This window comes from Lysinibacillus sp. fkY74-1 (genome assembly GCF_053165895.1).
Window position 1 is genome coordinate 2,305,804 of the sequence record NZ_CP170173.1, and the last position, 19,106, is coordinate 2,324,909.

Genomic DNA, 19,106 nt, shown 5'->3' on the forward strand with positions numbered 1-19,106 from the left:
TTCATAAAATGAATATACTCATTGCAGATGATGAATTAGCTATGTTAAAGATTTTACAAAACTATTTTCAAAGAGAGGGGTTCACGGTCTTTACCGCAACAAATGGAGAGGAAGCACTTGCCATTTTTTATCAAGAAAAAATTGATTTGGCCATTTTAGATTGGATGATGCCTAAAAAAGATGGGTTGATGGTCTGTCGTGAAATGAAACAAACACAAAAGATAAAGGTCTTACTGCTAACAGCAAGGGACACTGGTGAGGATGAATTTCAGGCGTTGGCAGAGGGGGCCGACGATTATGTCAATAAACCCTTTTATCCCAAAGTACTCATTATGAGGGCGAAAAAATTACTGCAAATCGAAGCTATACAACAGCTACAGAATGTGTCCTTCGATGTGACAAGTAAACGTGTTTGGCGAGCAGGGATAGAAATAGAGTTAACGAAAACGGAATTTGAGCTGTTACGAATTTTTAGCCAAAATCGGAGACAAATCTTGACGAGAGATCAGCTCCTGGATTTAGTGTGGGGATTGGACTATATGGGAGATGCTCGAACAGTGGACACACATATACGACGATTGCGAGAAAAAATAGGGGAGAACATTATCCAAACACATAGAGGTATTGGGTATAGTACAAGCGAATGAAACAGAAAATCGGCACAAAATTAACCATTTATATTACTTTAGTAGTCATACTTACATTTTCTATATCCCTTGGTGTAAGCCAGTTTTTTCTCCCTAAATTTTATCTTTATCAGCTGAATAAAAAAGTATCAGAAGCCTTTGAGACTTATCAAGTTTTAGAGGATGTAGAGTTGGTGGAGCGTCAATTTGATGTCACGATTATAGCAGTTCCATTGGAGGATTCCCTCAATGATCTGAATGAAAATTTAAGACTTCAACTGGCGAGAAAGCATATAGCTCTAAATAAATTTTGGGTTTCCGAGGAAGTACTTCAAACTATCTCGGAAGATAAAGTTGTAGGAAAGCTCTATGATCAGGGGAAACAAAAGTCTAGCTTTATTGTGCATTATGCGAAAGAAGAGGATCAGCTTGTGATGATTGGAGCCACTATGGCACGTTTTACAGATATAGCCTCTTTTATTAATCGTTTTAATTTAGCCTTTCTAATAGTAAGCATTTTAATCATTATTATAGTTACGGGGCTCCTATCTCGAAAAATAACCAATCCATTAAATGAATTGCAACAAGTAGCAAAAGAAATTGGGGAACTGAATTTTCAACAGACGACCATTCAAACGGGTGATGAAATCGAAGAATTAGCAAAAAGTATTAATAAAATGAGTTTAACCCTTGAATCAGCACAGCAATTATTAACCCAACGAAATCTAGATTTAAAGCAATTTATGATGGGCTTAACACATGAGTTGAAAACGCCTCTCGCCCTCATTAATGTTTACTCAAGTGGGATTGAAGATGGGTTGGATGATGGCACCTATTTAACTGTTATTCATCAGCAAGTGGATCGTATGGAGAAAATCATTACAGATATGCTTTATTATGCTCGAACAGAAGAAAATACTATGAATGTATCACATTTTGACTTTTTCCAGCTACTACAAGAAATCATCCAAAGCTATCAGCCTTTGAAGGGGGATAAGCAGATAGTTCTTCAATCTGACGTAACTACCTTTATGCTGAATAGTGAGCAGGAAAAAGTCTATTATATTGTAGAAAATTTGGTTAGCAATGCACTAAAATACACCTCGGGCAATGAAATAATGATTACCTTTCATTCGGGTATATTGAAAGTAAGTAATCATACAACGCTTCAGGATATTTCTAAAATATGGCAACCGTTTTATGTAGGGGAAAGCTCTCGAAATAAACATTTCTCTGGAACAGGGCTTGGTCTCGCTACAGTGAAAAGTCTTGCCGAACAGTTAGACTTTGTAACGGAGTCCGCACTATCAAATGGAAAAATAACGTTTACTATAGATTTTACAAGCGAGTAATAATCATAGGTAGTGAATATATGAAAACACGGTTTAGGCATATTCCTAAACCGTGTTCAGACAGAAGACAAACATCTTGTTCAATTAATACAATGTTTGGAATTAAAACGTAGAAAATCTACAGTCTAAGGTTGAGAAATGATATTCTTAACCTTTTTCTATATTTAAAGACTTAGTTTCACAGTAATACCCTTTGCCGCCAACATAAACTTTTTCTATTTCATTCTTGCTATTGGTTGCTAATTTAACTAAAATTTCAGAAGGCGAGTGTAAAGAATAGCCTTGTTCAAATACATAGACTTCTTTTTGCAGGTGATGCTGTTCATAAAGGTAGCAAGCTAATGCACCATTAGAAGTTCCAGTTGCTGCTTCTTCATTGATGTCGTATAGGGGAGCAAAATTTCTGCATATAATACGATTGTCATTAAAAGTATATAGATGCATCCCAACAACATTATAATACTGGCTCATTTCTTTAATTTTTTCAAAATTAGGTTGCAGTGCATGTAATTGTGTTTCATTGGTTATAGGAATTAAAATATCTTTTAAGCCTGTCGAGACAATTTGAATGGGGTATTTATTGTCTATAGCTTTACTATCAAAACAGTTGATGAATTCGTTTGAAGATATAACATCATAGAATATCGGTTTGTTTTGTTCCATGAAAATGATGTCATCTTTTATCGTAATAGTAAGAACACCGCTGTTCGTTTCAATTGTATAGCAATCCCTGAAAAGTTTGTGTAAATGCATCAGTATCGTGAAAGAGCCAATTGTAGCATGACCACATAAATCAACTTCTTCTTTTGGTGTAAAATACTCAAATTTATAATCAGCCATTTCAGATTTTGATATAAATGCGGTTTCCGCATAGCCCAGCTGTTTGGCTATTTCCATTTTTTGAGTAGTGGTCAATGTATTCTCATCAAATACTACTCCTGCTTTATTTCCGCCTTGATGATCCTTGCTAAATGCACTTGCAACATAAACGGTTACGTTCATTAGACATCTTCCTTCCTCATTTATAGTGAATTGTAGCATAGAAAAAACTACGTAAAAACGTTGTTGTATAAATATACAATAAAACAAGAGGCGAACTATTTTAGTATCTGAACTCTCCAAAATAGTTTACCTACAGTCAAAAACGCGGTGCCGTCCTTCATCTACTAGGAAGAACGCGAATAGTAGCTGATTCCTTCTTTGTTTTAACCTTTAACGTCAGCCCCATGATAACGATGATAATAATTAATAAGGTGAAAAGGGCAACGTCAAATGTATTTGTCATATCTTTGATAATCCCAACAAGCATTGGTATGATACCACTAATGATATAACCACCGAATTGAATCATTGCTGTCCATTCACTTGCCTCTTTTGGTGTAGTCGTTGCATCTAAAGGTAAAATCATTGCTAATGGGAATAAACCACCAGCACCAATCCCTGTTAATGTCGCACAGAAAATAGGGGAGATTCCACCCATAATTAACATGAAAATGCCGATAAAGGAGCTTGAAGCACAAAGTAGCATCCAAGGCTTTCTCTTGGAACTATTATTTATTAAGATGGGAATGATAAAGCTGCAAACCATCTGCATGACAGAAAAAATAGTGACGGTCGTTGCAGCGTAGGCGTCACTATATCCCATATCCTGTACTTTTGGAGCGAGCCATGTCGCGAGGGAATAATAAACACCTGATTGGAAACCGAACATAATCATAAGGAGCCAAACATATCGGTTTCCCCAAGGTAACCGACTTTTTTGATTTGCAGTTTTCTCAAATGACTCTTGAGTTGGCTTTGATTTTTTAATGATAGGAATCCAAACAATGATACCTATAAGAGCGAATACCGACCATATCGCTAAAGCTGCGTTCCAAGATTGATGAAATGCATGCATAGCAGGAACAACTAAACCAGCACTTAAAGAGGCTCCAATTCCCATACCCGCAGAATATACACCAATCATAGTAGAAGAATATTTAGGAAATTCCTTTTTGATATAGCCTGAAATCAGTGGACCTGTTATGGCAATCCCTATCCCACTAAGAATAGCAGTTAATAATAAAAGGAAGGGGAAAGTTGCCACTAACCGTAAAGCAGTTGATATACCGATTAATAGAACGGATCCACCAATCGTCCACTCAATACCCCATCGTTCACTTAGCTTGCCAGCCAATGGCGCAAAAATCCCCATACAAAATACGGGTAGTGCCGTTAATAAACTTACTACAACACTTGTCATCTGCAAGTCTACTTGAATATTTTTCAATACTGGCGAGATAGATGTTATCGAAGCTCGTAGATTCATGGAAAGTATAAACAAAGAAAAAACGCTCCAAATAATCGGGAAGTTTTTTGATTTCGCCATCACTGAAAACACCTCTTTTAGTTATTATTTGATATACTATAGTTAACTTTTTGTTTAAAAAATAAACTATGATTAACCGACTTGTATAATATAGTATACTATTGGTACAAAGTCAATGGAAAGGGTGCCATCTATTGCAGGAGGAGCATATGGATTTATCTAGTCAAGTAGGTATGAACTTAAGAGAGATTCGAAAAAATAAAAGGATGAGTCTTGAAGAGCTCGCGAGTGTTAGTAATGTCAGTAAGCTAACATTAGGGAAAATTGAACGGGGGGAAACAAATCCAACTGTTAATATCCTTTGGAAAATATGTAGAGGGCTTCATATTCCATTAATTTCTTTATTATCTTTTGAAGAAAATGTAGAGGTTCATCGTTTTGGATCGGAATATCAATTTGCAGGTCACAATAACGACTGGTTTGTCGAGCCTTTATTCAAAACAAATGGAACTGAATGGTATAGAGGTCGTCTTGATCCTAATAGTGAATATAGTGAGTGTCACTTAGCAGGCTCTGAGGAAGTTGTGCTTGTGTTGAATGGGCAATTGGAGCTGAAGGTCGGAGAGAAAACCCATCTGTTAAACCAATGGGATGTCATTAAGTTCAAGGGTGAAGAACTTCACACGTATATTAATCACTCAGATGAAAAAATACATTTAATGCTGTCATTAACGTATACAACTCCGTGATTGTCCCCTAAAAATTAGGCACGGATGAATGGTAAGGGTTACAAAGTAAAATAGATTGAATCTTTTAAAGAAAGATTTGCTCTCATTCAAAACAAACATCGGTATTTTCACGTAAAAATCGTCCTTACTAAGTTCAAGTAAGGACGATTTTTCACCGTTGTATTATTAAATATAACCCCAAATCATACATAGTAATGTTCCAAAAATGGTAACGAGCGCTATGACTAACCCATAATAAATATTGGTATAGATGGCGGGTTTATCATTCGTTTCACCAGCATGCATAAAGACAACTAACTGTAAGCCTGCCTGAATAAATGCTGTGACTAAAAGTATTGTCATCGTAATAGGCATTGCTATCTGAAAAAAATAGACACACGCTGCAATGATGGTAAGGATTATCGACAAGGCAAATCCCATCACCTGTTTTAGTGGGAATAAATCACTCATTTCACACCATTCCTTTCAAGTAAATGAAGCTGAAGATAAAAATCCAAACCACATCTAAAAAGTGCCAGTATAAGGAGAAGATGAAAGATTTATTGGCTGTTTCAGGCGTTAATCCACGCGTAATTAATTGGTAGACAATAAACATCCCCCAAAACACACCAAATGTGACATGGGCACCATGCGTCCCTAATGTTGTCAAAAGGGTAGCTGTAAAGGCGCTCGTTTGTAAGCCTGCACCAACATGCACATAATGAATAAACTCATAAACCTCAAATCCAATAAATGCTACGCCTAGCAATAGCGTCAACACATAGAACGTAATCATCGCTTTCATATAGCCTTTGCGCATAGCGTGTATGCCTAGACCAATCGTAAAGCTACTAGTGAGAAGAATAAATGTTTCAAATAAAACAGGTGTAATTTCAAAAATATCTGCTCCAGTAGGGCCAGTTCCGGTGCGATCCACTAACACAAAATATGCTGCGAACAGCGTTCCAAAGAGCATGATTTCAGCGCCGATAAAAACCCAAAAGCCTAGTATATTCAATTGATTTTGCTGTGTACTATATTCTAAAGGGAGTGATTGATCGATTTTCATGATTGACTACCTCGCAATTTTGATTCCGTTTCTTTCACTTTTTCGACAGGTACATAGTGTCCAGGGTCTTTTTCCAATGAACGATGAGCCATGCAAATAAAAATACCGATAGTTGTAACAATAGTTGGAATCCACATACCAAATACAAATGAGAAGCCCCAAGCAAAGAATATACAGCCTAGAATGAATGGTATCCCACTGTTATTTGGCATATGAATGTTTTCGTATTTTTCTGGGAACAAATCATGCTGGCGATATTTTGCATCCCATAATGCCTCAGTTGAAATGACATGCGGTACTTTTGCAAAATTATAGTACGGCACTGGATTTGGTGTAGCCCATTCTAATGTACGTGCGTCCCATGGGTCTGAGCCAATGTTTCTTGGTGCATAACGAATGCTGTAATAAACGTTGTATACAATTAACATAAAGCCAATCGTAAGACCAATAGCGCCGACAAAGGAAACCATATTCCACATACCAAAACCTGTGGAAGCTGAGTAAGTATACATGCGGCGTGCTTGTCCATCTAAGCCAGAGAAGAACATCGGCATAAAGGCAAGTAGGGTGCTAAGTGCAATAATCCAAGCCGTCACTTTGCCGATTTTTTCATTTAACATAAAGCCAAACATTTTTGGCCAATAGTAATGTAATCCTGCTAGCATGGCAAATACAACACCAGGAATAATGACCATGTGAAAGTGAGCTACTAAAAACATCGTATTATGGTACTGGTAATCTGCTGCTGACATACCTAGCATTACCCCTGTTACGCCACCAATTGTAAAAGTAGGGATAAACAACATGGCATACAGCATCGGCGTGGTAAAGACAATTTTTCCTTTCCACAGGGTGAATAACCAGTTAAAAATCTTCACCCCAGTGGGCACAGCAATCGCCATCGTTGTTATTGAAAAAATACTATTTGTTAAAGCACCTTGCCCCATTGTAAAGAAATGATGGGTCCATACTAAAAACGATAGGAAGGAGATAATCACCATGGAGCCGACCATCGATTTATAGCCATAGAGATTGCGTCCAGAGAAGGTCGAAATAATTTCACTGTAAAGCCCAAAGGCAGGTAATATGAGAATATAAACCTCAGGATGTCCCCAGACCCAAAAGAAATTCGCCCATAGCATATCCATACCACCATTGGATGTTGTGAAGAAATTCGTAGCAAATAGGCGGTCGAATGTTCCCATGACAAGTGCTACCGTTAATACAGGAAAGGCAAAAACAATAATAACGTTTGCGACTAATGAAGACCACGTAAACATAGGCATTTTCATTAATGTCATTCCTGGAGCACGCATTTTGAGAATGGTAACAATCATATTAATACCAGTAATTAATGTACCTAACCCTGAAATTTGTAGAGCAAACAAGTAATAGTTGACCCCTACAGATTGACTAAATTCATTATTAGCAAGAGGGAAATAATTCGTCCAGCCAGCATCAGGTGAACCCCCAATAACAAAGGAAATATTTAATAGCATAGCTCCCATGAAAAATAGCCAAAAGCTTAATGCATTCAAACGTGGGAAGGCCACGTCTCTTGCGCCGATTTGAAGCGGCACAATGTAATTCATAAAGGCCATAATAAACGGCATCGCCATAAAGATAATCATGACTGTTCCGTGTGTTGTAAATATTTCATTATAATGCTGGGCATCTAGTAATTTATTATCAGGTACTGCCATTTGCGCTCGCATCATAATAGCATCCGCACCACCACGGAATAGCATAAGAATGGCTGAAATTAAATACATAATACCAATGCGTTTATGATCCACTGTTGTTAACCATTCCCGCCAAAGATAACTCCACTTTTTAAAATAAGTTAATCCTACAATAATCGCTATAACCGTTAGACCAATAGCGACCATAGATGCATAAATAGCTGGGCTTGGATGGGGTATAGCAAAACGTTCAAAGTAATCCATCTGACTAGGTCTCCTTTCGACATAAACCTTATCGTAAACTAGTTTCGTTTGAGAAATTCATCATTAATTTATGGAGTGGCATGATCTTTTACGTGGGAAGAGCCATGCTGATGTCCGCCATTTTCACCCTCAGGCGCTGGTAGAAACGTTAAATGCGTTCCATTGAATGTGGATTGTCCCACATGACCTGGTTGTAGTAACGTATTAAACTTTTCCTCCGTTAATAAATCTGCTGTTTCCTTTACTTCCTTGACCCATTCATCAAATTCATCATGAGTCACCGCTGTAACATTAAACGTATTTTCCGCAAATCCTTTTCCATTAAAGTTTGCATTTCTTCCCATAAACTCTCCGGGCATATCCGCAGCCAAATGCAAGGTATTCACCATATCGGCCATCGCATATTTTTGACCCCCAAGTTGTGGAATCCAGAAGCTAGTAATCGGTCCATACGAATAAAGCTTAAATTCGATTGGACGCTCTGCAGGAATATACAAATAATTTACGGTTTCAATATCTTCTTCTGGATAACTAAAATGCCATTTCCAGTTAGATGTTGCAGCATAAACGACTAAAGGCTTTTCATCTTTGTATTTTTCCGGCGTTGACTCCACCTTGTAATTACTTTGAACTGAAATAATAGACATGTACGCAACAATTAACACAGGGATACCTACACAAATTATTTCAACCATTGTACTTCCCTTAATATGGGGAGGCTTATAGTCGGGACTTTGCTTGGAAGCGCGAAATTTCATTAACATATAAGCTAAAATCACAAAAACGACTAGCACGATAAAGGACATAATCCCTATCGAAAGCATAATATCTTTGGCTTGCACTTGAGCTTGAGGACCTTTTGGGTCTAATACTAAAAGCGGGTCACAGCCCGTTAACATAGTGATAATAGTGAAAAGACCAATTAATCTGAGCCAACTTTTTTTCATAAACAAACCCCTTTAACTGATTCTTTGAAGTGCTATCGGTTACTATAGGCTTGTATGGATTTTGATTCACAATTGATTTTTATGATAGTGGTCCATATTTTGAAAGACAAGGTGTTTTGCAAGATTACACAGAACGTTCTAAAACAACAAAAATAATTTTAGTATAATATTATCGAGAGGAATAAGCGTCAGATAAGGGTTCTCGTAGAATTCTACGGGTTATAATTAAAAGTGGATGGTGAAAGTAATAAGGAAGTGGATGGTTATTAATCATTAACATTCTATTATGATTGACTTTTTAGCTTTTCAGACAAAGCTAGAAATAAGAGGCAATATAGAGGTGAAAAACTATGAATTGGAAACCAGATCGACATGCAAAAAAAGCTATCTATAAACAACTTGCAGAATATATGGAAAAAGGGATTGCTGATGGAACATTTCCGCCCGATAAACCATTACCATCAGAGCGATATTTAGCGAATACTTTACAAGTAAACAGAAGTACAGTTGTTAGTGCCTATGACGAATTAGAAGCAATGGGACTCATTGAACGCAATAGAGGAAGCGGTACGACCATTAGCAAAGATATTTGGGGAATCACACGAAAGCGAATTCCGAGCTGGAATCGATATATTGAGGCAGGCTCCTTTTTACCGAATCTACCAGTTACGCAAAAAATAAGAAAAGAGGCAGTGGATCATAAACTCATCAATTTAGCAACCGGAGAATTATCGGAGGATCTTTTTCCTAAAAGCGCATTAAGAGAGATTACGGCAACACGCTCTTTCATTGGTAGTCTAGGATATGATCATCCTCAAGGAAGTGAGATTTTACGAACGACCCTAGCAAACCATATAAAAACTAGCAGAGGAATTGATACAAATCCTTCTTCCATCCTCATTACGTCTGGAGCTCAACAAGCATTACATTTGATTGTCCAATGCTTGTTAAAGCCTGGAGATGCTGTCGCGATTGAAGATCCTTCGTATAACTTTAATTTACCAATTTTTAAATCGGCTGGATTAAAAATCCATTATCTTCCTGTTTATAAGGATGGCATTAATCCCGATGATTTGCAAGCCCTTTATAAAAAACATCGAATTAAAATGATATTTTTAAACCCAGATTTTCATAATCCAACTGGATCTTCGTTAAATATAAAGAAACGAGAGGCTATTCTAGACATATCGTCCAAGCTCGGGATTCCGGTAGTAGAAGACGATCCCTATAGCTTAACGGCCTTTTCAGGTGAGAAAAGACCAACTTTAAAATCATTAGATACAAACGGAAATGTATTATACATTAGCTCCTTGTCCAAAATCGTAGCTTCAGGTTTACGAATCGGCTGGATTATTGGTCCTACATCCGTTATTGAAAGACTATCCGATGCCAAGCAACAAATTGACTTTGGCCATTCCAGCTTCACACAATGGATAGCGAATGATTTTTTAGAGTCCTCCAATTTTAACCTGCATATCGAGCATTTAGTGAAGGAATTGGAAAGACGCCGAGATACTATTGTCCAAAGTCTCCATACGTACTTAAAGGATGAGGTGACATTTTACGCGCCACAGGGTGGCATTCATATTTGGTGCCAAGTAATGATGGAAGATTATAATGAAACCCAATTACTAGAAGAATCCATTCAACGTGGGGTCATCTATGTGCCTGGCTCTACTATGGGATCACAAAAGGGATTTGTCCGTTTTACGTACGCCAGAGAGGATACCGAGTCAATAGACGAAGGAATCAAAAGGTTTGCAGAAGCACTGCATTGTCTAAATGGAAAAAGATGAATTTTTGTCAATTATAGACAAGTGGATGGTTAAATTAACAATGATGTGGATGGTTAAAAAAGTAGGGAAAGTATTTATGATAGAAACATGGATAACCAACATCCATCAAAGCTATCAACAATCATGGACGTGTGGAACGATTCACAATTATTCGCACAAGTAATGAAATCTGTAAATAGGGAAGGTGATAGAGGAACCTTGACTGCAATGCCGAGGACATTAGGGATGAGGTAGATCACTAATGCTAGTAGGTTTTGCGCTTCACAAAGGTTTAGGAAAAAATGCTAGAAAGCCACTTTTAATAAAGAGGTTATAACATTCACAACACCTATCGTTAATGTTGTCTGAAAGCTTTACCTGTTCGAACAGTCTCATTTTTAGCTTTAGCTGCTGATGAAAAAAATCAAGGCAGTCACTACTTATTATATTTTTATGCCCACGAGAATATAGAAGGGATATAGGCACCCCTTATATATTCAATTAAATCTAGTTAAAAACATCACTTAGCCACCTAGCTCCGCAATACCATCAGCGCGCTAGGTGGCTACTTTTATAGAAAGATTGAGAAAATACCTAGTTTCATTCTTGTTTACTCGCTAAGGGGAATGATGGTGGAAGTACAGGTAGGTGTGAAATAACATTAGAACACATATTTACAAGGGGAGATGTGGAATTTTTTTACGAAGGTTTTTCAAGATGCAGGGGGGTCATTATAGGATGACTGGAACACGGGTGGTTTCTTGTGCAAGATCTATTAACAGCCCCTCAATTGACATAAAATATCAAATGGTGCACAGATTGAAAGCTCTGGGCTAATTGATACATAGGGAAACTATTTTTATTGCACAAGATGCTTCTGTTGATAAATAGAAGCATTTTTTGATTTTATCAAACGTTGGGGTGATGCAGATGAATTTTTAGTCCTTTGACAACGCCTGTACTGTTGTGTAATGCGTTAGCCCAATATGGTGGCACCATTATTAGTATTTCGTATGACCGCCGATATTTAAAGGAAGTTGTATCAACCATTTATGAATTAACGAATGATGGCTTAATCAAGAAATCAACAATAAAAAAAGTCAATTCTCTGTAAGAAAAGAATCGACTTTTTACAAAAAAATATATGTACAACACATTGAAATCAACAATGGTTTATGGTAAATTTATAGAGATAGACATTGTATAATTAACGTACCACGCACTTTCCCTATTTTAATTATACAATATACTCTATTCTTTCGTCAACAGTTTTATTATTTATTTTTAAAGGAGTGGTTGCTATGAAATCAGCAAAGGCACTACAACAGATGGGAGGAAAACCTACTCAGCTCATTGACGAAGAAGTCGAGACCTAAAAAGATAATCGAAATTCTCAAGAAAATGAAAAAGATAAAAGAAAGTAGGATTGATATTATATGTCGGAGAATACCATGTCTGCCCAGACAAAAACGCCATACGGCATGATTGCCATTTTATTTATTGGGGCATTTGTAGCGATTTTGAATGAAACATTATTAAACATTGCCCTCCCAGCCATTATGACGGAATTTGACGTAAAAGCCACTGCCGTACAATGGCTTTCAACGGGCTATATGTTGATTAACGGTATTTTAATACCTGCGAGTGCGTTCTTTATTCAACGCTTTACGGATAAAAAGCTATTTATTACCGCCATGGCCTTATTTACGCTAGGTACGTTCCTAGCGAGTATTGCACCAGCATTTGGTGTATTATTAGCAGCCCGTATGATACAAGCTGCAGGCTCAGCCATAATGATGCCTTTACTAATGAATGTTATGCTTACTGCATTTCCAGTTGAAAAAAGAGGGGCAGCGATGGGGATGTTTGGTCTCGTGATGATTACTGCTCCCGCAATAGGACCTACACTTTCCGGCTGGATCATTGAACATTATAGCTGGAGAATGTTATTCGATCTTGTTCTGCCAATTGCCATTTTGACATTAATTTTTGCAGCGTTTAAATTGAAGGATGTGACACCACAACGTGCCATTAAGCTTGATGTGATATCACTCATTTTATCAAGTATCGGATTCGGCGGCCTGCTGTATGGTTTTAGTTCAGCAGGGGAAAAAGGTTGGGACGACATACTTGTCTATGGAACAATCATCATCGGGACGATTGCTTTAATTACCTTTGTCCTTCGTCAACTTCGAATGGATGAACCAATGCTTGAGTTTCGTATTTTCAAATATCCTATGTTCGCCTTATCATCGGCAATTTCCATCGTCATTGCGGTGGCCATGTTCTCTGCAATGATTTTAATGCCTATTTATGTGCAAACAATTCGTGGTATTTCACCAATGGATTCAGGTTTATTAATGCTACCAGGTGCAATTGTAATGGGAATCATGTCTCCAATTACCGGGAAGCTCTTTGATAAATATGGCGCAAGAAGTTTAGCCGTATTTGGTTTAATCATCACCATTGTCACATCCTATTACTTTAGTAAAATAAGTATGGATACGGCTTATTCGACACTTGTTCTTCTGTATACATTACGGATGTTTGGGATGTCAATGGTCATGATGCCAGTTATGACTAATGGGCTGAATCAGCTACCAGCATATAATAATCCACACGGAACAGCAATGAACAATACACTTCAGCAAGTATCCGGTGCTATTGGGTCGGCTGTATTGATTACAGTCATGAACAATAAAACAACTGCCAAGGCAGAAGAAATAGCTGCTAGCGCTATGAATAATATGAGTGCCAATGCACAGACATCTACACAGGGTGCCGCTGAGCTAAAACAACAAATCATGAATGAAGCCATGCTTCATGGTATTAATTATACCTTCTTTATTTCAACATTGATTGCGGTAATCGCACTCATTCTTGCATTCTTTATTAAGAGAGTTCAACCAAATCATGAAAATATGATGACTCATGAGGATGCTGAACAACAAGTAGACGTGAAATAAGTAGTCAAAAACGGGTGTTGCTAATGATAAGCAGCACCCGTTTTTTAGTGAAAATAAACCTCGGCTTCAGCTACAACTATACAGTGGTTATCTACTGGCTTTGTGCGATAGGAGCTGCTGTTGTATTACCCTTTTTACAACACAAACGAAAAGCCTATTTGTAGAAACACTCAATGCTACGGCTGAAATGGTTCTCTATCTTAGTCCAGTGATACCTATTATTTCATGACCATCTAGGCGATTATCGCCTTTATTTTAACGTGATTGGTTCCCTCTAAAAAAATGGTGCAACAAAACGGTTAAAAATGCTTTGGGTTGAGGGGCGAGCGGAGAAGGGGAGCTTGACATAAAAAAATGGCGTTTCATCCATGTGAAACACCATTTCATATTATTGAGTTAATCGTTGGATAAAAGCATCTAAATGTTCGATTGTCACATAATCGTTAACACCAAATAAATTATCACCTTTACCTACCGTAATTTTATTGGATGCAAGGATGGATACATAGCTGTTAGCCCAATGAGCTCCAGGAACATCTACAAAGTTTTCTGTTGCTCCTTGTTGTTTTAAGTGGAATGCTTCTACTAAAACTTTTGATAGTTGACCGCGTGTAATAGGTGAACCTGGATTGAATTTCCCGTTTTCATCACCAGTAAAGACACCGATTTTTTTTAGCGCTTCAGCAGCACCTGCATATTTAGACCCTGGCTTTACATCAGGAAAACTTGAATTTGTTTGACTAGTATCTAATTGTAGTTTTTTAGCTATTTTAAGAGCGACTTCTCCACGTGATGAATAAATAGTAAAGTCTATTTCAGCATCTTTTACCTCTCCATAATCCGAGAAGCTTGCAACACGTTTTGCCCCCACGTAACGAGATCCCCAATAATAAGGGTCATTGATTTTATCCATTTTAACCCCTGAACTTGTCGTAGCCGAAATAAAATTGCTGTCACCTATGTAAATGCCAACGTGTGAAACACCGCTTCCCGAAGTATTAAAAAATACAAGATCGCCAGTCTTTAAATTATCTTTTGCGATAGAAGTACCTTGTTGATATTGAGCATTCGATGTACGTTCTAATGAAATACCTACCTTAGAAAATACTAATTGTGTATAGGCTGAACAATCAATACCTGTCTTAATATCTGTGCCCCCATATTTATAAGGAGTGCCAATATATGCTTTAGCTGTATTTGTTATATCTGTATATGTAGCTGCTTGCGCATCGTGAATACCTATTCCTGTAAAGAACATAAAAGACGCAAAAATCGGTAGTAATATTTTTTTCTTCAATTAATCCTTACCCCTTTCAAAAAGCAATCGCTTTTGAACTAAAGTAAGAATATCATGAAACGGTTAAGAGTTATTTTTCAATCATATTACTGATTAACACTTTCCTATGATTCTGACATGTTATTTTTAATCATGTAATGTATCTGCAATAATTATGGTCAATTTTACTAAAAATATATGAATTAATTGGATGTTTAGGGATAAAAGAGATATTAATTATATTTATGCTAAATTCCATAATCAATATCTCTTACTAGCAAAATATAAATAGTGGAGATTTAATAATGAATCTTCGTTATAAAAATAGAAAGGAGGGAATTATGGTCAATTGACTTGAATGAATGAAATCTTCATCTAGGTAAGACACTATCAGCCAAAGAATATTCAATCAGAGGCAAGTTTCCAATTTAGATAAAGCGTATTTCTAGTTATTTTACATAGTAGCTTTAGTCAAAAACATGTAATGTCGTTTCTGTTTTTGTTTAAAGTGAACAATGTTATTTAAATGCTCCTATCCTACAATTAAATTAAGCAATTAACATAATAAAAAATAAAAAAGGAAGTGATTGAAAACGAAAATACCTGATTTTTTTGTGCAATATGTGCAAAAAATCTCAACCACCTCTTGCTGTGAAATAACAGTCTTGAAGAGATGCGAATGTCTCTTCTAGAAAACTATGGTAACTAGTTAATCAACAGACGTATTAGTAAAAAAATAATAGGAAGGAATTGATTGAAATGTTAGTCAAATTATTAGAACCATTAAATGTTTCAGATTCGATCATTGAAAAATTAGCGGAGCCAATCAAACAGGCCGGACACGAATTTGTTTATTACAACAAGAAAACAACGGATAGTGCAGAATTAGCAAAACGTAGTGAAGGTGCAGATGTGATTATGATTGCTAATAATCCTTATCCTACAGAAGTGATTGATCAAAATGCCAATTTAAAATTAATAAATGTAGCCTTTACAGGTGTTGATCATGTAGGTATCGGGCAAGCGAGAAATCAAGATGTTATGATATGTAATGCAGCTGGATATGCGAATCAAGCAGTTGCTGAATTAACAATTGGTTTAGTATTAGATGTGTACCGCCGTATCTCTCAGGGTAATAAAGAAATCCATGCCGATCATTTCCCAGGAGCATTCCAAGGTAGTGAAATTAAAGGGAAAACAGTTGGTTTGATTGGTACAGGAAAGATTGGCATGATGACTGCTCGTTTGTTTAAAGCATTTGGCGCAAAAATAGTAGCTTCAGACCAATCTAGAAGAAATCCAGAAGCTGAAGCTTTGGGTATCGAGTACATGGAATTAGATGAGTTATTAGCACAATCAGATATTGTGTCATTACATATACCACTACTTTCAAGTACAAAAGGATTAATCTCTAAAGAAAAATTAGAATTAATGAAAGAATCAGCTATTCTAATCAACTGTGCACGAGGTCCAATTGTTGATAATGATGCATTAGCCGATGCTTTAAATGAAGGGCGAATTGCAGGAGCGGGGATTGACGTATTTGATATGGAACCGCCAATTCCTGGAGACTATAAACTATTACAAGCCAAAAATGTTATTTTAACACCCCATGTAGGCTTCCTTACAAATGAGGCAATGGAACTGCGTGCTAAAATTGCATTTGATAACACCATGGCTTTTTTAGAGGGAAAACCTCAAAATATTATTCGCAGATAATCATTTTCTAATAAACGCTAAATGACGTGGGTATAGTTTGAAATTCGAAACAAGGAGAAAATACTATGACATTAAAACAATTAGCAAGAGAAGATTTAAAAAATCGTATTTTCCATTGGCCTGATATTCAAGAGTTTAGAGAAGAAGAAGCGACAAAACATATTTTTTATGAAACACCTAATACTGTTGGAGCTATATGGTGTATGCGTCCAGGACAAACTTTGCCACTTCACTCACACGAGAAAGCGGATGATATATGGGTTGTTATTGAAGGGACAGCTGATTATTATCCAGAATGTGGTGAAATGGTTCAAATTAAAGCTGGTGATGTTGTCGTTTCACGTGCAGGAGAAAAGCACGGAATGACTAATAATTCTAGTAGAGATTTCGTCATGTTAGGGTTCGCAGGTCCCACACCAATAGGCTTTATTGCGCATAAACATCATTAAATTAACGATCACGTCTGTTGATTAACTAGTTTTCATAGTAAAAAGATTCCTCCTTGATGATCCATTATCTACAAGGTGGAATCTTTTCTGCGATCACAAAGGATTGTCACATGAGAAAAATTCCATTTTACAAAATAGGATTTGAGCAAAGATGTTTGCACGAGGATGGCGATCAGTCCGATTACCTATAGGGTAGTCGGGCTTATTTTTGTTTATTCGAGCCGAGAAAAGTTTGTAGATACAAAAGCACTGAGTAGGAATCGGCAAATAAGAATGCCATAAGTCATGCATTTATAAACAATTCAAACATTGGCTTTTGTCTAAAATGTGCAATGCTGGTTCTGTTTTTGTTAAAAGTGAACAATGTTATTTACGTACTCATCACCTAAAATTAAATTAAGCACTACATAAGTAAAAAAAAAGAAAAATGGGAGTGTCATATTATGGGACAAACAGTTAAGAATGACCCGAATTATTACAAAAAAATCATTTTTACTCTGTGTTTAGGTTGGGTAGCTATTTGGATTTATCGTACAATACTTACACCAATATATCCACAAATTCAAGAATCGCTTGGTAATATTAGCGATACTCAAGTAGGACTTATTGCTTCTATTTATTTCTTTGCCTATACGGGTATGCAAATTCCATCAGGAATACTCGTTGATAAATTTGGACAAAAACGAGTATTGATCCCTGCGTTTATCATATTTGCATTAGCAGCATTCGTCATTGGATCAAGCACGACAATCACTCAAGTTTATGTAGGCGCCTTAATGGCAGGTCTTTCGACTGGCTCATACTATGGTGCGGCCTTCTCTTTATCCGCTAAATATATGCCAAAAGATAAGAAAAGCTTTTCTAATGCGATCATCAACAGTGGTTCGGCATTAGGGATGGTTATTGGTCTAGTAGGCTCATCTGTATTAGTAGGTGGCCTTGAAATCCAATGGAATTACATGCTTTATATGATAGCAGTCTTAATTGTAGCTGTAACATTTGTGTTTATCTTATTTGTTAAACAAGACAAAAAAGCTACAAACGAAACATCCGAAGATAAAATAACAGCTCAAGCCACAGTATCTCAAGGCGTAGAATTATTCTCGATAAAAAAATTAGTTATTTACTTCGTCTATTTTGCAACATGTTATGGTTATTACATGATAGTGACATGGTTACCATCATTCCTTGTCGGAGAAAAAGGATTTGAACAAGGTTCAGTAGGATATGTAGCTGCTTTAGTTGCAGTCACAGCAGTACCTGGTGCATTGATATTTTCTAAGTATATTGATAAAAATGCACATATGCGTCAGAAATTAATAATCTTCTTGTTAATTGGGGCAGCCGTAACTATTAGTTTAACCGTATTTGCACCTAACCCTTCTGTCCTCTATGCAGCATTAATTTTATACGGTTTATTAGGTAAACTTGCCATTGATCCAGTTTTAATCACATATGTAACGGATTCAGTACCTTCCAACAGCATGGCCAAAGCACTAGGTATCTTTAACTTCTTTGGAATGACTTCATCAGTTATTGCGCCAACTCTTACAGGTTATATTGGTGATATCACTGGTTCAAAAGTATTAGCATTCTATATTGCAGCAATACTTCTTGCAGCAGCAGCGATTTTATTCTTCCTGGTCGTGATGTTGAAAGAGAAGAAAGCAACCCATCCCCTAACTAATGAATAAAGTAAAGCTACCTATTAGCGGAGATTTAATACATCTCCCGCTGATAGGTAGTTTTGTTATTGCTGCCTAAAAGCGACGATGCTCGTGGAACCGTTGTGAAAGCAGCTTCATTTAAATGTGGATTCAATCGAATAAGCGTGTCGGTTTATTGATAATAGCTTGAGTAGGAGCTGCTACATTGAATGGTAAAATAGGTAAAAAGAATCCCGCTAAAAAGCATTCATAACAGCTTTTTAGCGGGATTTTTAAGT

At 36.8% G+C, this 19,106-nt stretch carries 15 protein-coding genes; 8 read left to right on the forward strand and 7 right to left on the reverse strand.

The features are described 5' to 3' along the window. Nucleotides 1-8 precede the first annotated feature (8 nt). Both ACE1MS_RS11200 and ACE1MS_RS11205 read left to right on the forward strand, forming a co-directional pair. Nucleotides 9-647: a response regulator transcription factor gene (locus ACE1MS_RS11200; RefSeq protein ID WP_012294492.1), complete on the forward strand. Its 639-nt coding sequence runs from the start codon at nucleotides 9-11 to the stop codon at nucleotides 645-647. Then, complete coding sequence (locus ACE1MS_RS11205) at nucleotides 644-1,978, forward strand: sensor histidine kinase (RefSeq protein WP_447402294.1); 1,335 nt, start codon at nucleotides 644-646, stop codon at nucleotides 1,976-1,978. The genes ACE1MS_RS11200 and ACE1MS_RS11205 overlap by 4 nt, the downstream gene beginning before the upstream one ends. Before the next feature lie 147 nt (nucleotides 1,979-2,125). Here the strand turns inward: ACE1MS_RS11205 and ACE1MS_RS11210 are convergent, their stop codons facing one another. Next, nucleotides 2,126-2,980, reverse strand: coding sequence for a PhzF family phenazine biosynthesis protein (locus ACE1MS_RS11210; RefSeq protein WP_036216252.1), 855 nt, complete (start codon nucleotides 2,978-2,980; stop codon nucleotides 2,126-2,128). Between the two features lie 157 nt (nucleotides 2,981-3,137). After that, nucleotides 3,138-4,346 carry an MFS transporter gene (locus tag ACE1MS_RS11215; protein WP_099805835.1) on the reverse strand — a complete coding sequence of 403 codons (1,209 nt, stop codon included), beginning with the start codon at nucleotides 4,344-4,346 and terminating at the stop codon, nucleotides 3,138-3,140. Nucleotides 4,347-4,495: 149 nt separating this feature from the next. On the opposite strand from ACE1MS_RS11215, the gene ACE1MS_RS11220 reads away from it, so the two are divergent. Next, on the forward strand, nucleotides 4,496-5,035 hold the full coding sequence (locus ACE1MS_RS11220; RefSeq protein WP_031415915.1) for a helix-turn-helix domain-containing protein: 540 nt from the start codon (nucleotides 4,496-4,498) through the stop codon (nucleotides 5,033-5,035). A 165-nt stretch (nucleotides 5,036-5,200) separates the two neighbouring features. Here the strand turns inward: ACE1MS_RS11220 and qoxD are convergent, their stop codons facing one another. The 4 genes from qoxD to qoxA all read right to left on the reverse strand — a co-directional run bounded on the left by qoxD (nucleotide 5,201) and on the right by qoxA (nucleotide 8,976). After that, nucleotides 5,201-5,485 (reverse strand): cytochrome aa3 quinol oxidase subunit IV, encoded by a 285-nt coding sequence (gene qoxD / locus ACE1MS_RS11225; RefSeq protein WP_031415917.1) that lies wholly within the window; start codon nucleotides 5,483-5,485, stop codon nucleotides 5,201-5,203. Between the two features lies 1 nt (nucleotide 5,486). Then, the gene (gene qoxC, locus ACE1MS_RS11230) at nucleotides 5,487-6,083 is read right to left on the reverse strand and encodes a cytochrome aa3 quinol oxidase subunit III (protein WP_012294499.1); all 597 of its coding nucleotides are present in this window, start codon (nucleotides 6,081-6,083) and stop codon (nucleotides 5,487-5,489) included. After that, nucleotides 6,080-8,029, reverse strand: coding sequence for a cytochrome aa3 quinol oxidase subunit I (qoxB, locus tag ACE1MS_RS11235; RefSeq protein WP_447402295.1), 1,950 nt, complete (start codon nucleotides 8,027-8,029; stop codon nucleotides 6,080-6,082). Before qoxB ends, qoxC begins: the two co-directional genes overlap by 4 nt. Nucleotides 8,030-8,097: 68 nt before the next feature. Continuing rightward, entirely contained in the window at nucleotides 8,098-8,976 is an 879-nt protein-coding gene (gene qoxA / locus ACE1MS_RS11240) for a cytochrome aa3 quinol oxidase subunit II (RefSeq protein ID WP_447402296.1), read from the reverse strand. Nucleotides 8,977-9,326: 350 nt separating this feature from the next. Here qoxA and pdxR point away from each other — a divergent pair, with 350 nt between their 5' ends. Beyond that, a complete protein-coding gene (gene pdxR / locus ACE1MS_RS11245; RefSeq protein WP_281486461.1) occupies nucleotides 9,327-10,772 on the forward strand; it encodes a MocR-like pyridoxine biosynthesis transcription factor PdxR in 1,446 nt (481 codons plus the stop codon). A gap of 1,415 nt (nucleotides 10,773-12,187) precedes the next feature. Continuing rightward, nucleotides 12,188-13,717 carry a DHA2 family efflux MFS transporter permease subunit gene (locus tag ACE1MS_RS11250; RefSeq protein WP_036161689.1) on the forward strand — a complete coding sequence of 510 codons (1,530 nt, stop codon included), beginning with the start codon at nucleotides 12,188-12,190 and terminating at the stop codon, nucleotides 13,715-13,717. Nucleotides 13,718-14,105: 388 nt separating this feature from the next. On the opposite strand, the gene ACE1MS_RS11255 is transcribed toward ACE1MS_RS11250, so the two are convergent. Continuing rightward, nucleotides 14,106-15,014: a C40 family peptidase gene (locus ACE1MS_RS11255; RefSeq protein ID WP_031415924.1), complete on the reverse strand. Its 909-nt coding sequence runs from the start codon at nucleotides 15,012-15,014 to the stop codon at nucleotides 14,106-14,108. A 738-nt stretch (nucleotides 15,015-15,752) separates the two neighbouring features. Here ACE1MS_RS11255 and ACE1MS_RS11260 point away from each other — a divergent pair. The 3 genes from ACE1MS_RS11260 to ACE1MS_RS11270 all read left to right on the forward strand — a co-directional run bounded on the left by ACE1MS_RS11260 (nucleotide 15,753) and on the right by ACE1MS_RS11270 (nucleotide 18,855). Further along, nucleotides 15,753-16,712, forward strand: a complete 960-nt coding sequence (locus tag ACE1MS_RS11260) for a 2-hydroxyacid dehydrogenase (RefSeq protein ID WP_197148609.1) — start codon at nucleotides 15,753-15,755, stop codon at nucleotides 16,710-16,712. 65 nt (nucleotides 16,713-16,777) lie between these two features. Further along, a complete protein-coding gene (locus ACE1MS_RS11265; protein WP_012294507.1) occupies nucleotides 16,778-17,161 on the forward strand; it encodes a cupin domain-containing protein in 384 nt (127 codons plus the stop codon). 443 nt (nucleotides 17,162-17,604) lie between these two features. Continuing rightward, entirely contained in the window at nucleotides 17,605-18,855 is a 1,251-nt protein-coding gene (locus ACE1MS_RS11270; RefSeq protein WP_012294508.1) for an MFS transporter, read from the forward strand. Nucleotides 18,856-19,106 lie beyond the last annotated feature (251 nt).

Bases quoted from the DNA above. Each gene is read 5' to 3' on its own strand.
- qoxB (WP_447402295.1), bottom strand. From the start codon at position 8,029: ATGGATTACTTTGAACGTTTTGCTATACCCCATCCAAGCCCAGCTATT.
- ACE1MS_RS11205 (WP_447402294.1), top strand. From the start codon at position 644: ATGAAACAGAAAATCGGCACAAAATTAACCATTTATATTACTTTAGTA.
- ACE1MS_RS11270 (WP_012294508.1), top strand. From the start codon at position 17,605: ATGGGACAAACAGTTAAGAATGACCCGAATTATTACAAAAAAATCATT.
- qoxD (WP_031415917.1), bottom strand. From the start codon at position 5,485: ATGAGTGATTTATTCCCACTAAAACAGGTGATGGGATTTGCCTTGTCG.
- qoxA (WP_447402296.1), bottom strand. From the start codon at position 8,976: ATGAAAAAAAGTTGGCTCAGATTAATTGGTCTTTTCACTATTATCACT.
- ACE1MS_RS11265 (WP_012294507.1), top strand. From the start codon at position 16,778: ATGACATTAAAACAATTAGCAAGAGAAGATTTAAAAAATCGTATTTTC.
- ACE1MS_RS11210 (WP_036216252.1), bottom strand. From the start codon at position 2,980: ATGAACGTAACCGTTTATGTTGCAAGTGCATTTAGCAAGGATCATCAA.
- qoxC (WP_012294499.1), bottom strand. From the start codon at position 6,083: ATGAAAATCGATCAATCACTCCCTTTAGAATATAGTACACAGCAAAAT.
- ACE1MS_RS11250 (WP_036161689.1), top strand. From the start codon at position 12,188: ATGTCGGAGAATACCATGTCTGCCCAGACAAAAACGCCATACGGCATG.
- ACE1MS_RS11220 (WP_031415915.1), top strand. From the start codon at position 4,496: ATGGATTTATCTAGTCAAGTAGGTATGAACTTAAGAGAGATTCGAAAA.
- ACE1MS_RS11260 (WP_197148609.1), top strand. From the start codon at position 15,753: ATGTTAGTCAAATTATTAGAACCATTAAATGTTTCAGATTCGATCATT.
- ACE1MS_RS11215 (WP_099805835.1), bottom strand. From the start codon at position 4,346: ATGGCGAAATCAAAAAACTTCCCGATTATTTGGAGCGTTTTTTCTTTG.
- ACE1MS_RS11200 (WP_012294492.1), top strand. From the start codon at position 9: ATGAATATACTCATTGCAGATGATGAATTAGCTATGTTAAAGATTTTA.
- pdxR (WP_281486461.1), top strand. From the start codon at position 9,327: ATGAATTGGAAACCAGATCGACATGCAAAAAAAGCTATCTATAAACAA.